Source organism: Acidovorax sp. 99 (genome assembly GCF_003096455.1).
GTDB classification, from domain to species: domain Bacteria; phylum Pseudomonadota; class Gammaproteobacteria; order Burkholderiales; family Burkholderiaceae_C; genus Acidovorax; species Acidovorax delafieldii.
In genome coordinates, this window is the sequence record NZ_QEKU01000001.1 from 697,625 (window position 1) to 712,237 (window position 14,613).

7 protein-coding genes are annotated in these 14,613 nt (G+C 65.7%); 2 read left to right on the forward strand and 5 right to left on the reverse strand.

What is annotated here, in order from left to right:
* Nucleotides 1-25 precede the first annotated feature (25 nt).
* Both cysE and C8C95_RS03360 read right to left on the reverse strand, forming a co-directional pair.
* A complete protein-coding gene (cysE, locus tag C8C95_RS03355) occupies nt 26-808 on the reverse strand; it encodes a serine O-acetyltransferase (RefSeq protein WP_056058188.1) in 783 nt (260 codons plus the stop codon).
* Nucleotides 809-844: 36 nt separating this feature from the next.
* A complete protein-coding gene (locus tag C8C95_RS03360) occupies nt 845-1,657 on the reverse strand; it encodes an RNA methyltransferase (RefSeq protein ID WP_108499436.1) in 813 nt (270 codons plus the stop codon).
* Nucleotides 1,658-1,832: 175 nt separating this feature from the next.
* Here C8C95_RS03360 and C8C95_RS03365 point away from each other — a divergent pair, with 175 nt between their 5' ends.
* Nucleotides 1,833-2,789 (forward strand): inositol monophosphatase family protein, encoded by a 957-nt coding sequence (locus C8C95_RS03365; protein WP_116747644.1) that lies wholly within the window; start codon nt 1,833-1,835, stop codon nt 2,787-2,789.
* A 206-nt stretch (nt 2,790-2,995) separates the two neighbouring features.
* Here C8C95_RS03365 and C8C95_RS03370 read toward each other — a convergent pair whose 3' ends face one another.
* From C8C95_RS03370 to C8C95_RS03380, 3 genes are read right to left on the reverse strand one after another with little or no spacing between them, the layout of a single operon-like run.
* Entirely contained in the window at nt 2,996-4,126 is a 1,131-nt protein-coding gene (locus C8C95_RS03370; RefSeq protein ID WP_116747645.1) for a two-component system response regulator, read from the reverse strand.
* A gap of 24 nt (nt 4,127-4,150) precedes the next feature.
* On the reverse strand, nt 4,151-9,019 hold the full coding sequence (locus C8C95_RS03375; protein ID WP_116747646.1) for a PAS domain S-box protein: 4,869 nt from the start codon (nt 9,017-9,019) through the stop codon (nt 4,151-4,153).
* 45 nt (nt 9,020-9,064) lie between these two features.
* Nucleotides 9,065-11,611: a GGDEF domain-containing phosphodiesterase gene (locus tag C8C95_RS03380; RefSeq protein ID WP_243415619.1), complete on the reverse strand. Its 2,547-nt coding sequence runs from the start codon at nt 11,609-11,611 to the stop codon at nt 9,065-9,067.
* A gap of 199 nt (nt 11,612-11,810) precedes the next feature.
* Between C8C95_RS03380 and mutS the strand changes: the two genes are divergently transcribed.
* Entirely contained in the window at nt 11,811-14,429 is a 2,619-nt protein-coding gene (gene mutS, locus C8C95_RS03385) for a DNA mismatch repair protein MutS (protein WP_116747647.1), read from the forward strand.
* The last annotated feature ends 184 nt before the right edge of the window (nt 14,430-14,613 follow it).

The window sequence follows — 14,613 nt, forward strand, 5'->3', positions numbered from 1 at the left end:
GTGCCCCCACGCAACGGCAGGAAGCCTACTTGCCCACCAGCTCGTTGAGCTTGCCCGCCTCAAACTGCTCCTTGATCGCCGCGTCACAGGGCACACAGTCCTTGGCCTGCAGGTTGGCGGCCGAGAGCTTTTCGATCGCCTGCCACAAGAGCGCGATCTGGTGCTCTTGCGACGAGGCGTTATCGATCAGCCCGCGCATGGCCTGCGAGAGCGGATCGTCCTCCTGCGTGATGCCGTAGGCGGTGAATTTGCGCGATGGCTGGGGTTCGGTCACGTCGGCGCTCTGGCCTTCCTTGGACGGGATGATGCGTGCCGGGATGCCCACGGCCGTGGCGCCAGCGGGCACGGGTTTGATGACCACGGCATTGGAGCCGATCTTGGCGCCGTCGCCCACTTCAAAGCCGCCCAGCACCTTGGCGCCGGCACTCACCACCACATCTTTGCCCAGCGTGGGGTGGCGCTTGGTGCCCTTGTAGAGCGAGGTACCGCCCAGGGTCACGCCCTGGTAGATGGTGCAGCCATCGCCGATCTCGGCGGTTTCGCCCACCACCACGCCCATGGCGTGGTCGAAGAACACACGCTCGCCGATCTTGGCGCCGGGATGGATCTCGATGCCGGTGAACCAGCGCGCAAAGTGCGAGATGAAGCGCCCCAGCCACTTCAGGCCGTGGTGCCAGCACCAGTGCGCGGGGCGGTGCAGCCAGATCGCGTGCAGGCCCGGATAACAGGTGATCACCTCCCACGTGCTGCGCGCGGCAGGATCGCGGTCGAGGATGCACTGGATATCGGAGCGCAAGCGGGCGAGCATTGGTTGTTATGGTTATTTGTAAATGGGCCGCACAGTCTATCGTTTTGCCTGCGCCGTCTCGATCATGGCTTTGGCGACACCTCTCAAGATGTGGATTTCCTCGGGGCTGAGCTGCGCGCGGTTGAAAAGCTGGTTAAGGCGGGGCATGAGCTTCTTGGGCGCGGCCGGGTCCAGAAAGCCGATGGATGTGAGCGCCTGCTCCCAGTGGCCCAGCATGCCCGCCACCTGGGCAGCGTCGGCCAACGCACGCGGCGGTGTGGCGTCCTGCACCGCAAAGCCGCCCAGCGCCTGGCGCCACTCGTAGGCGATCACCTGGATGGCCGCCCCCAGGTTGAGTGAGCCGAAGCCGGGGTTGGTGGGAATCGACAGCGCCACGTGGCAGCGGTACACATCCTCGTTGGTCATGCCAAACCGCTCCGAGCCAAAGAGAAAGGCCACACCGGCCTGCGGGGCCGCACTCGGGTCTGCAGCGGTGTCGTCGCCTGCGTTTTGAGGGTTTTTGGCCTCTAGCGCTAGTACTTCATGCCTGAGTAGCTCACTTTTTAATAGCGCTTCAAAGTGCGCACGCGGCGCTGCTGTGGGGGGCCCAAAATCGCGTGGCGTCATGGCCGTGGCGCACAAGTGGCTGATACCGTCGAGCGCCTCGTCCAGCGTGGCGACGATGCGTGCGTTGTTCAGTACATCGAGGGCGCCGCTGGCGCGCTGGATGGTTTCCTCGCGCCTGAGCACGTTAGCCCAGCGGGGAGCGACCAGCACCAGGTCGTCAAACCCCATGGTTTTCATGGCACGGGCGGCGGCGCCCACATTGCCGGCGTGGCTGGTGTTGATCAGGACAAAACGGGTCTTCATGGACAGGCGGAGCGAGAAGGGGAAAGCGGCCGGTTAGGCAAAAAAGGGCACTGCGGGTAAAATCCCGCCCTCTATTGTCGCCGCCCGCATCGCCGGGACGGGTCGGACCTCCCCGCTCATCCTGTACGCAGACGCCCGCGCCATCTTGGCCGCGCGCTGCCAACCACCACAATTTATGTCGTCCAATCTGCACCCCATGCTCAACGTGGCCATCAAGGCCGCACGCGCCGCCGGCGCCATCATCAACCGCGCGGCCCTGGACGTGGAATCGGTGCGGATCTCGCAAAAGCAGATCAACGACTTTGTGACTGAGGTGGATCACGCCTCCGAAAAGATCATCATCGAGACGCTGCTGACGGCCTACCCCGGCCACGGCATCCTGGCTGAAGAGTCGGGCAAGGAATACGGCGCCAAGGATTCAGAGTTTGTCTGGATCATCGACCCGCTGGACGGCACCACCAACTTCATCCACGGCTTCCCCGTGTATTGCGTGAGCATCGCGCTGGCCGTCAAGGGCAAGGTCGAGCAGGGCGTCGTGTACGACCCCACCCGCAACGACCTGTTCACCGCCACCAAGGGCCGCGGCGCCTACCTGAACGAGCGCCGCATCCGCGTCTCCAAGCGCACCCAGCTCAAGGACTGCCTGATCTCCACCGGCTTCCCTTTCCGCCCGGGCGACAACTTCAAGAGCTACCTGAACATGATGGCCGACGTGATGCAGCGCACCGCCGGCCTGCGCCGCCCCGGCGCCGCTGCGTTGGACCTGGCCTACGTGGCTGCGGGCTTCACCGACGGCTTCTTTGAAACGGGTCTGTCGATCTGGGACGTGGCAGCGGGTTCGCTGCTGGTGACCGAGGCCGGCGGCCTGGTGGGCAACTTCACGGGCGAGGCTGAATTTCTGGAGCAGCGGGAATGCCTGGCAGGCAACCCCCGCATCTACGGCCAGCTGGTGCCCATCCTGGGCAAGTACAGCAAGTTTGCGAGTGCTGGCGACAAGGCTGCAGTGCGCCAGGCGGCGACTCCCGACACGCCCGAAGCCAACAACATTCCGGAGACAGAAGGCGCTGCGGACGCAGCCGAATCGGCGGCGCCCCAGGCCGACTCAGCCAAGGGTGAAGACGCGCCGTTCTGAACATCTCAACTACCGCGCCTCACCGTCAAGCCAGCACACGATGACCGCTGAAAATATCTGGTAGCAGGACCGCGCAGTAGGCGCGCTCGTTACCAGCGCAGCCGTGCAAGGGCCGCCCCGCCGCACTGGCTGCGTCCCCCTTCCCGAATTGAGCAGCAATTCGAGAGAAGGGGGAAAGGCGCGAAGCGACTCAGGGGGATGCCTCCCTACACCGGGTCGGGATACTTCTGCGCGATGCTACGGAAGTCTTCTGCAATGTCCACAAACGCGTCCACCATGTCGGGGTCAAAGTGCGTGCCCTTGCCCCGCACGATGGTGTTACAGGCCTGGTCGTGCGAAAACGCAGGCTTGTACACGCGCTTGCTGATGAGCGCGTCGTACACATCGGCCACCGCCATGAGGCGCGCCGACACCGGGATGGCGTCGCCCGCCAGGCCCTGCGGGTAGCCAGAGCCGTCCCACTTCTCCTGGTGGCTGTAGGCGATCTCCTTGGACACGCTCAAAAAGGCCACGCGCATGCCCAGGCGCCGCTCGGCCTCGTCAATGGCATTGCGGCCCAGCGTGGTGTGGGTCTTCATCACCTCGAACTCCTCCACCGTGAGCTTGCCGGGCTTGAGCAGAATGCTGTCGGGGATGCCGATCTTGCCGATGTCGTGCAACGGGGCCGACTTGTATAGCAGCTCGATCATGCGGTCGTTCAGCACATGCTCAAAACGCGGGTGGTGGCGCAGGCGCTCGGCCAGGGTCTTCACATACAACTGGGTGCGGCGGATGTGGTTGCCGGTCTCGTTGTCGCGCGTTTCGGCCAGGGAGGTCATGGCCATGATGGTCACGTCCTGGATGGCCTGCACCTCCAGCGTGCGCATGGCGACCTCCCGTTCCAGGTAGGCGCTTTTGTCGCGCAGAAAATCGGCCGTGGCCTTGAGCGCCAAGTGCGTGTTGACGCGCGCGAGCAGGATCGGCGGACTGATGGGTTTGGTGATGTAGTCCACAGCACCCAGGGCCAGTCCCATGCGCTCGTCGTCGGTGTCGGAACGCGCTGTCAGGAAGATCACCGGGATGTCGCGGGTGGCAGGCGCCTCCTTGAGGCGACGACAGACCTCGTAGCCATCCACCTCGGGCATCATGATGTCCAGCAGGATCAGATCGGGCGGCGTGGCCGACTGGGCAATTTTGAGGGCCTTCTCTCCATGGTTGGCCACCTTCACCAGATAGTGCTCGCGCAGCAGGCTGCCCATGAGCGTGAGGTTCTCGGGCGTGTCGTCCACCACGAGCACGGTGGCAATCGGCTTGTCAACCAAGGTCGCCGGGCTGGAGGCAAAAGGCGCGTTGTCCATGCAAATGTCCTGCGTGAATGCCGTTCAGGGGGTTTCGAGGGCCGGGGATTCGGAGCCTGGCACCGCAGCCAGGGCTTCCAGCGCTTGCTCGAAATCGAAATTCAGGGTGTGCTTTTCAACGACCTGGAAGGCGCTGCCCAGCGCCGCCTTGAGCACCACACCATTGTGTTGGAAAAATTCAGTGGCTGCAGGATCGTCCTGCTCCAGCAGGTGGCGCAAGTGCTGCCCTGCCTCGGCGGGCGTCATGCCGGCCCCCGGCGCCCTCGCAGGGGGCGCCAAACCTGACTCAGGTATCGTGCCCGCCTGCACGGCCTGCAGCACCCAGTCCTGCAGCCCCTGCAGCAGCGGCTGTAGCGCAGCGCGCAGTTCGGCCAACAACGGCACGATGGCCTCGTTGCCATGGCGAAAGCGCAGCGCGTGCTCCAGCGCCTGCGCGCGGTCCGACACGGCCTGTGCGCCAATATTGGCTGCCACTGACCGCAGCGTGTGGGCCAGGCGTTCGGCCAGTGCGACATCGTGCACCGCCAGCGCACGCTGCAGCTCTGGCAACACCGGAGCCTGCCCTTGCACAAAGCGGCGCAGTATCTCGGCGTACAACCCTGTCTTGCCCAACGCGCGCTGCAGGCCCAGTTGGGTGTCCAGCCCCGGCAGATCAGGGACATCCACCGGCAGCCACCCTGCGGCCGCTGCACTGGTGGCCGCTACCGGCGCGGCCACTGGAGCCGCACTGCTGCGAGCGGGCACAACCGCCGCACCGAGACCCTGGCGGGGGCGGATCCAGCGTGCCAGCGCGGCCCACAGGGCCGCAGGTTCGATGGGCTTGGCAACATGGTCGTTCATGCCCGCCGCAAAGCAGCGCTGGCGGTCCGCCTCCATGGCGTTGGCCGTCATGGCGATGATGGGCAACTGCGCGTAGCGCGGGTTGCCGCGCAGCAGTCGTGTGGCCGTCTCGCCATCCATGATGGGCATCTGCATGTCCATCAGCACGGCGTCGTAGTGCTTGCGCTCGATATGGTCGATGGCGATCTGCCCGTTCTCGGCCACGTCGACGGCGAAGCCCGCGTCCAGCAGCAGCTCCATGGCCACCATCTGGTTGAGTTCGTTGTCCTCGACCAGCAGCACGCTGGCGCCCCGGATGTCCAGCGGCAGCTCGTCAGCAGCGGGAGCGGGAGTGGCCGCACGGCGCCCCTCCGTGCCCGATGCCTCCAGCGGCTGCATCAGGGTGTCGAACAGCAGCGAGGCATTCACGGGCTTGATGAGCACGGTTTCGATGCCCTGCGCACGCGCGGCCCGCATCACGTCTTCGCGCCCGTAGGCCGTGACCATCAGCATCTGCGGCACCTTGGGCATGCCCAGGCTGCGAATGTGGCCCGCCAGCTCCACGCCGTCCATGCCTGGCATGTGCCAGTCCAGCAGCAACAGGCCAAACGGCTGGTGCTGTGCCATGGACTCGCGCAGCCGGTCCAGCGCCTCCAGGCCCGAATGCGCCTGCTCCACCACAAAGCCCATCGCCTGCAGCATGTCGGACAGCACCGTGGCAGCGGTATGGTTGTCGTCCACCACCAGCACCCGGGTGCCCCGCAGGTCGGGCGGAGGTAGCAGCACACGCGCCGCTGCACCACGCTCCAGCGGCACCGACACCCAGAAGGTGGAGCCCTTGCCGAAACGACTCTCCACGCCCACCTCTCCGCCCATCAGCTCTGCCAGGCTCTTGCAGATCGCCAGCCCCAGGCCCGTGCCACCATAACGGCGCGTGGTCGAGGTGTCGGCTTGCTGGAAGCTCTGGAACAGGCGCCCCATCTGCTCGTCCGTGAGCCCGATGCCGGTGTCGCGCACCTCGAAACGCAGCCGGACCTGGTTGCCCATCTCCTCCAGCAAGCGCACGGCAATGCTGATCTCTCCGGATTCGGTGAACTTGATGGCGTTGTTGGCGTAGTTGATGAGGATCTGGCCCAGGCGCAGCGCATCGCCCACGAGGTTAGGCGGCACATCGCTGGCCACGTCGCAGACCAGCTCAAGCCCCTTGGCACCGGCCTTGTAGCCCACCACATCGGACACACTCTCCAGCATGCGGTCGAGCAGAAACGGCTGACGCTCCACCACCAGCTTGCCCGCCTCGATCTTGGAGAAGTCCAGTATGTCGTTGATGACCCCCAGCAGGTGCTGGCCTGCCTGTTGGATCTTGCTCACATAGTCATGCTGGCGTGGACTCAGGCCCGACTTGAGTGCCAGGTGCGACATGCCGATGATCGCGTTCATGGGCGTGCGGATCTCGTGGCTCATGTTGGCCAGGAAGTTGGACTTGAGCGCGGTGGACTCCTCGGCCAACTCCTTGGCACGGCGCAGCTCCTGTTCAGCACGCTGGCGGTCGGTGATGTCCACGAACGTACCAATGGTGCCGCCGGGTGTGCCATCGGGGCGCGCAAAGCCATGCAGCCAGAACAGCGTATGGTGCAGCTCGCCGTCGGCATAAGGCAAATCGACCTCGCGGTGCACCTTGCGCTCGCCCTCCATGGCCTGTATCGCGTCCTGCTCGAAGCGCGTGCGGGTTTCCTGCGGCAGATAGTCCAGATCCATCACTGTCTTGCCGATGAGCGCCTCGCGCGAAACGCCAAAGGCGTGCTCATAAGCGCGGTTCACGCCGATGTAGCGCCCGTCCGCGCCCTTGTAGAAAAGGGGCACCGGGATGGCGTCGATCAACGCCTGCTGGAAATCGAGCTGCCCGGCCACCTGCTCCTCCAGGAGCTTCTGGTCGTGGATGTCCACATTGACGCCCACCACCCGCACCGGCTGGCCCTGGGCGTTGCGGAAGATGCGCGCGGCCTCCAGAAACCAGCGCACCTCGCCATCGGGGCGCACGATGCGCCAGGAGTCGCGCAGGTAGTCCTCGGTGCCTGCAAGGCAGCTGTCGAAATAAGCGCTTGCCTGGTCGCGGTCTTCCGGGTGCAGGCAGTTGAGCCAGAAGTCGCGCCCATCAGGCTGGGTTCCGGGGGGCAGGCCCATCATCTGGGCCAGCTTGTCCGACCAGAGGATCTCGCCGGTGACCAGGTTCAGGTCGAACACCCCGATCTTGCCCGCTTCCTGCGCCAGCTCCAGGCGTTCCTGGGCCTGCTGGATCACGCGCTCGGCACGCCGCTGCTCGCTGACATCTTCAATGACCCAGATCGAGGCGGTGCCGAAGTCGTCCATCTTCACGCTGCGGCCCGCCAGGCGCGCCTCGAACTGGCTGCCATCCAGCCTGCACAGGGTAGCGGTCTCGCGCAAGGCCTGGCCCGAGGCCAGTGCCGGCGTGACGCGGGCAGTGAACAGGTCGGCATGGCCCGTCCCGCCAAACAGCACCGACACCCCCAGACCCAGCAGCTGTGATGCGGTGCCACCCATGAGATCCACAAACGCCGGGTTGAACTGGCGGAACTGTCCGTCGCACACCATCACGATGGGCGGTGCGTTGTCGAAGATGGCGGTTTGCTGCTCCAGCAGCTCGTTGAGCAGGCGTTCTCGACGCTCCAGCTCCTTTTGCGCCTGGATGCGTTCGGACACGTCCTCGTGAAGGCCCACGATGCCGATGCGCTTGCCCCGCCCATCAAACACGGGCGATAGCGTGGCCTCGTCGTGGTAGATGCTCCCGTCCTTGCGCCGGTTGACGAACTGGCCCTGCCAGGACTTGCCCGACAGCAGCGCGGACCACATCAGCTGGTAGGTCTGCGCGGGCGTTTGTCCGCTGGCCACCAGCGATGGCTTTTTGCCACGCACCTCGTCCAGCGAATAGCCCGTGTTGCGCTCGTACTGGGGGTTGACCCAGTCGATACGGCCGTCGCCATCGGTGATGACCACGGACACCGGGCTGCTCTCCAGCGCCGTACCCAGCACCCTGAATCGCTCCAGTGCACTGGCCACCCGGGCACGACTGCGCAGCAAGTCCAGCAGCAGCAGGCCCAGCAGGCACAGCAGCACAAAGGCCACCGCCCCAATGCGCGCCCGCTGCGTCGACGACATCAAGGCGCTGATATCGTCCAGCGCCACCAGCTGCCACTCGCCCCCTGGGTCGTGCCAGTCAATGGCCCGGCGTTCGACAGCGTAGGTCACGCCGTTGATCTGGACATCTCCGGTATCGGCCGCAAAGGGCAACGCCGAAGCCACGCCATTGTCGAAATGCCGGCCGAACTGGCGTGTGGCGCGGATGGCATCGATACGCGCCTGCGTGAGCGGCGGGGCTACCGCGAACTGCCATTCGGGGCGCGTGGCGGCAAACGCCACGCCCTGCGGCGACAGCAGCACCATGGGCAAGCCCGCGCGCTTGAGCAGCAGGTCCACCGGCTCAAAACCCACCTTGAACATCACCACGCCGATGATGCTGCTCGATGGCGTGTCGCTTTCATAGAGTGGCGCTGCGTAGTACAGCCCACGCTCCTGGGTATTGCTGCCAATGGCGGCATACACACTGTTGGCGCCCTGGATGGCCTGCTGGAAGTACGGGCGAAATGCAAGGTTCAGGCCCGTGGATCGTTCGCCAGGGGTCTCGTGCGCTACCACGGTGCCATCGGCAGACATTACGTACACGCCTTGCACCAGAAAGCGCCCGCGCGCCACGGCCAGGCGGGACAGTGCCTCGGGGTGGTCAGGGGGTAAACGGCCCAGCGCCATGTCCTTGAGCAAAGGCTCGCTCAGGCCCATCAGCGATACCGCCCCGAGCATGGAGCCGCCAGTCGTCTGGGCTTGCAGGGCATCTGCCGTCTGGTGCAACACGCGTGAACGCTCGGTCGCCCGCTCGCCCGCTCGCCAGTGCTGTGCACCCTGCACCACCAGCACTGCGCCGATCAATGCCAGGGCCACCACCACCAGCAGGCCACGGATGCCGGGGGCGTTACGGTCCACAAGCTTGTCAAACCACATGCCTACGCCCTTGCCACGCAGGCCAGCCACACCGCAGACGTACCGTCAACCAGCGGGATACAGCAATGCATCGATAGCCTCCGCCGGCCCAGGCCTTCCAAACAGATACCCCTGGAACCCCTCGCACCCGTGCAGCCTCAGGAACGACAGCTGCCCCGTCGTCTCCACCCCCTCCGCCACCACTTCCAAATCCAGGCTCTTGGCCAGCGCCAGGATCGTCCGCACGATCGCCGCGTCGTTCGGGTCCGTCAGCACGTCCCGCACGAAGCTCTGGTCGATCTTCACCTGGTCCAGCGGCAGACGCTTGAGGTAACTCAGGCTGGAATAGCCGGTGCCGAAGTCGTCCAGCGCAAAACCCACGCCTTCGCTCTTGAGCTGCACCATGCGCGCGATGGTGTCTTCGATGTCGCCCAGCAGCAGGCTTTCGGTGAGTTCGAGCTTGAGTTGCCGGGGGTCTGCGTTGTGGTTCTTCAAGGTTTGCAGCACTTCGGCCACGAAGCCGGGTTGCCGGAATTGGCGGGCACTGACGTTGACGGAGATGGACAGGTGGGCGGTGTCCGGGTGTTGGCTCCAGCGCTGCAGTTGTTCGCAGGCGGTCTGGAGCACGTATTGGCCCAGGGGGAGGATGAGGCCGGTCTGTTCTGCCAGGGGGATGAAGTCGCCGGGGCTGATCATGCCGCGCTGGGGGTGGCGCCAGCGCACCAGGGCTTCTGCGCCCAGCAGGCGGGCGTGGTGGTCGACCACGGGCTGGTAGTGCACGAGCAATTCGCCCCGGGCCAGGCCCTGGCGCAGGTCGGCTTCGAGGTTGGAGCGGGCGTTGACGGCCGCCTGCATGTCGGGGTCGAAGAAGCGCTGGGTGTTGCGTCCTGCGGCTTTGGCCTGGTACATGGCCAGGTCGGCGCGCTTCAAGAGTTCGTCCACGGTGAGGCGTTCGTCGCCAAAGAGGGTGATGCCGATGCTGGGGGTGCTGTAGTGCTGGGCGCCGTCCAGGTCAAAGGGCTGGTTCAGGCTGGCCAGGAGTTTTTCGGCGACGGTTTCTGCCTGGGTGGCGGCGTTTTGCAGGTCGGGGGCCAGGGCTTCGAGCATGACGACGAATTCGTCTCCGCCGAAGCGGGCCACGGTGTCGGCTTCGCGCACGCTGCCCACCAGGCGGGCGGCGACCTGGGCCAGGAGCTGGTCGCCCATGTCGTGGCCCAGGGTGTCGTTGAGGTCTTTGAAGTTATCGAGGTCGATGAACAGCAGGGCCCCGAGGTTCCTGGTGCGCTGGCAGGCGGCGATGGAGCGTTGCAGGCGGTCCAGCAGCAGGCGGCGGTTGGGCAGGCCCGTGAGCGCGTCGTAGAACGCCAGGCGTTCGATCTCTTGTTCTGCCAGCTTGCGATCGGTGATGTCCATGGTGAAGCCATGGGACACCACCGAGCCATCGGCCTCGCGGTGTGGAATGGCGTTGGTCATGTGCCAGCGCACGCTCCCGTCATTCATCCGCACACGGTATTCGCACTGCCAGGGCACCAGCTTGCGCACCGACATCATGGCCGAGCGCTGCACCAGCGGCAGGTCTTCGGGCACCACGCGGTGCATGAGCACGCCATGGTCGGCCGTGACCTCGTGCGGTTCCACGCCCATGAATTCGCGCACGGCATCGCTGATGTACTGCACGCTGGTGCCACCATCGGTATGCAGCCGGTATTCGTAGATGAAGCCGGGGATGCGGCTGGCAATGCGCTGAATGAACAAGAGTTGTTCGCGCAATTGCTCCGCAGCGCGGTGCTCGTCCGTTACATCCTGCACCACCCCCATGACGACCTGCACACCGTCGCGCGGCAGCGTGCGTTGAACCCGCGAGCGCATCCAGCGCACTTCGCCATCTGGTCGTCGCCAGCGGTACTCCACATCCAGGCCAGATCCCCGTTCTCGGATCTTGTCGAACACGTGCCGGTCTTCCGGCAAGATGCCACTCACCGCGCGCTCGGGGTCCACCCATTCCTGCTGCTCAAACCCGGCGATGTTGCACAGCCCTGGCGACCAGAGCAGCACCGTTTCGCCCGGGTCTTCAATGCGCCGCCAGTGGCCAGTGCGCGCCAGGCTCTCCATGGTGTTGAACACGTCGGTCTGCTCGCGCAACTCGCGCCGCACTTCTTCCAGCGCACGCTCGGATGCGGCCAGTGATACCCGCAGATTCTCGGCTTCAGAGGCATCGCGCACCGTGACAACGATGCAGTCATTGGTCACGCGGCGGGCCGACAAGTCCCAGGCCAGCAACAGCCGACCGGGCTCGCGCACCACCTGGCGGCACTCCAGCGGAGCCCCCACGCGCACCACGCCGAGCAACTGGTCCAGCAGCGGCGTGTTGGCCAGCAGGTCAAACACCTCGGACGCATCCACGCCCGGATGCCGTACCGCTCCCAACCCTGGCATGCGCCGTGCCGCAGCGTTGGCGGCCAGCAGCAGCAGGCGGCCGTCTTGCAGACGAAACTCCATGAGCGCCACCGGCACCGCGTCCACCAGCGCTTGAAGGCGCGCCTGCGCCATGGGCTCGATGAGGCCTTCCCCGGCAGGGGCGAGGAGGTCGGTCAACAGTTCGGACGAAATCACGGTCGCTCTGAAGCCTCTGAATCCTGGGGTTGAAACACCAACTCTCGACGGAGGGTGGCTCCGTTCAGGGTCAAGCTGCCAGCATACAGCCAAGAGTATGTCAAAACGTAACATCTTGGCAGAACGCAGTGGAATTGCCCAGGGGGAAACCCGATGATCGAACTGCTACAGTCCACGCCTCATTCCTGCTACCCCCTGCATGTCCGACACGCTCGAACACCACACACCCATGATGCAGCAGTACCTGGCCCTCAAGGCCGGGTACCCCGAGACGCTTCTGTTCTACCGCATGGGCGACTTCTACGAGGTCTTCTGGCAGGACGCCGAGAAGGCCGCGCGCCTGCTCGACATCACGCTCACACAGCGCGGCCAGTCGGGCGGCCAGCCGGTGGTGATGGCCGGTGTGCCCTTCCACGCTCTGGAGAACTATCTGGCGCGCCTGATCAAGATGGGCGAGTCGGTGGCGATTGCCGAGCAGGTGGGCGAAGTGGGCGCCAACAAGGGCCCGGTGGAGCGCAAGGTGGTGCGCGTGGTCACACCCGGCACGCTGACCGACACCGAACTGCTGTCCGACAAATCCGAATCGATGCTGATGGCCGTGCACCAGGCGCCCCGCGCGCGCTGTGGCTTGGCGTGGCTGAGCGTGACGCAGGGCCGCGTGTACCTGGCCGAATGTGCGCACGACGAACTGGGCGCCTGGCTGGCCCGCGTGGCGCCCAGCGAACTGATCTACAGCGCAGGCGTGACCGAGCGCTTTGAACAACAACTGCAGGTGCTGCGCCAAGGCGGCGCCTTCACCTGCCCCATGAGCCTGCGGCCCGACTGGCAGTTCGACAGTGCCCTGGGCGAGCGCAAGCTACTCGAAAACCTGGGCGCGGCCAGCCTCCAGGCCTGGGGTGCACACGAATTGGGCGAGGCCCACGCCGCCGCCGCCGGACTGCTGACCTACGCCGAGCACACGCAGGGCCGCACCCTCACCCACGTACACAGCGTGCAGGTGCAGCGCAACGACGACCTCATCGACTTGCCCGCCACCACGCGCCGCAACCTGGAGCTGGTCAAGACCCTGCGTGGTGACGATGCACCCACGCTGTTCTCGCTGCTCGACACCTGCATGACCGGCATGGGCAGCCGACTGCTCAAGACCTGGCTGCTGGAGCCGCGCCGCGACCGCGCCGAGGCACGCCAGCGCCTCTCGGCCACCACGGCCTTGCGGGGCGCGGGCGGTGCAGGCGGCGGTGCCGGCCCCTGGTCCACGCTGCGCGGCGAACTCAAGGGCGTGAGTGATGTGGAACGCATCACCGCCCGCATTGCGCTGCGCCAGGTGCGCCCGCGCGAGCTGGTCGCGCTGGGCAAAACGCTACAAAAATCAGAGCTGCTTGCGCTGAACGGAAAGGCACCAGAGCCCTTTTTGATGCAGATTTTCAGCCACCTGCAACCACCCGAGGGTTGCATGGCACTGCTGCAGACCGCGATTGCCGAAGAGCCCGCCGCCCTGGTGCGCGACGGCGGCGTGATCGCCAACGGCTTCGACACCGAGCTGGACGAGCTGCGCGCCATCCAGACCAACTGCGACGCCTTCCTGCTGGACCTGGAAACCCGTGAGAAAGCCCGCACCGGCATCCCCAACCTGCGCGTGCAGTTCAACAAGGTGCACGGCTTCTACATCGAGGTCACCAGCAGCCATGTCGAGAAGGTGCCTGATGACTACCGCCGCCGCCAGACGCTGAAGAACGCCGAGCGCTTCATCACACCCGAACTCAAGGCGTTTGAAGACAAGGCCCTGTCGGCCAACGAGCGCGCCCTGGCCCGCGAGAAATGGCTGTACGAGCAGATCCTGGACCAGCTGCAGCCCCACATCCCGCAGCTGACCCGCCTGGCCCAGGCGCTGGCCACGCTGGACGTGTTGTGCACGCTGGCCGAACGCTCGCTCACCCTCCACTGGTGCGCGCCGCAGTTCGTGCCCGAGCCCTGCATCGAGATCGAGGGCGGCCGCCACCCGGTGGTCGAAGCCCGGCTGGCCGAGACATCCAGCGGCAGCTTCATCGCCAACCACACGCGCCTGAACGCCAACACGCGCATGCAGGTCATCACCGGCCCCAACATGGGCGGTAAATCGACCTACATGCGCCAGGTCGCGCTCATCGTGCTGCTCGCCAGCATGGGCAGCCATGTGCCCGCCGCGAGCTGCCGCCTGGGGCCCATCGACGCCATCCACACCCGCATCGGCGCGGCCGACGATCTGGCCAATGCGCAGTCCACCTTCATGCTGGAGATGACCGAGGCCGCGCAAATATTGCACGCGGCCACGCCGCACAGCCTGGTGCTGATGGACGAGATCGGCCGGGGCACCAGCACGTTCGACGGCCTGGCACTGGCCAGCGGCATTGCCACCCACCTGCACGACAAGACCCGCGCCTTCACGCTGTTTGCCACGCACTATTTCGAGCTGACCGAGCTGCCAGCAAAAGCGCGCCACGCGATCAACATGCATGTGAGCGCCACCGAGTCCGGCACCGACATCGTGTTCCTGCACGAGATCCAGCCCGGCCCGGCCAGTCGCAGCTACGGGATTCAGGTGGCCAAGCTGGCGGGCATGCCATCGCCCGTGCTGCACCACGCCCGCCATGCGCTGGCCGCGCTCGAAGAGCGCGCGGGCGAGGATGAGTTGCAAGTGGACCTGTTCGCCGCGCCCGAGGTGCCCGAGAGCGCGGGCGCCAGCCCTCTCGAGGCAGCGCTTGCAGGCATCAACCCCGACGCCCTGAGCCCCCGCGAAGCGCTGGATGCGCTGTACCAGCTCAAGAAGATGGCAGGCTGAAGCGACGCCCACCCCGGCTACGCTGCAGGCTGCTGACCGGGCTCTGGGCACACCGCCAGCGCATTTTTGAGTCCCAGGGGCATCAGGCGCAAGTGCCATATGCCCTGGCCGCTATCATTTTTGAGTATCCACACCCCGCAGCAGCTGGGGGCCGCCTGCAGGGCACACAGGCCGCACATGCCAC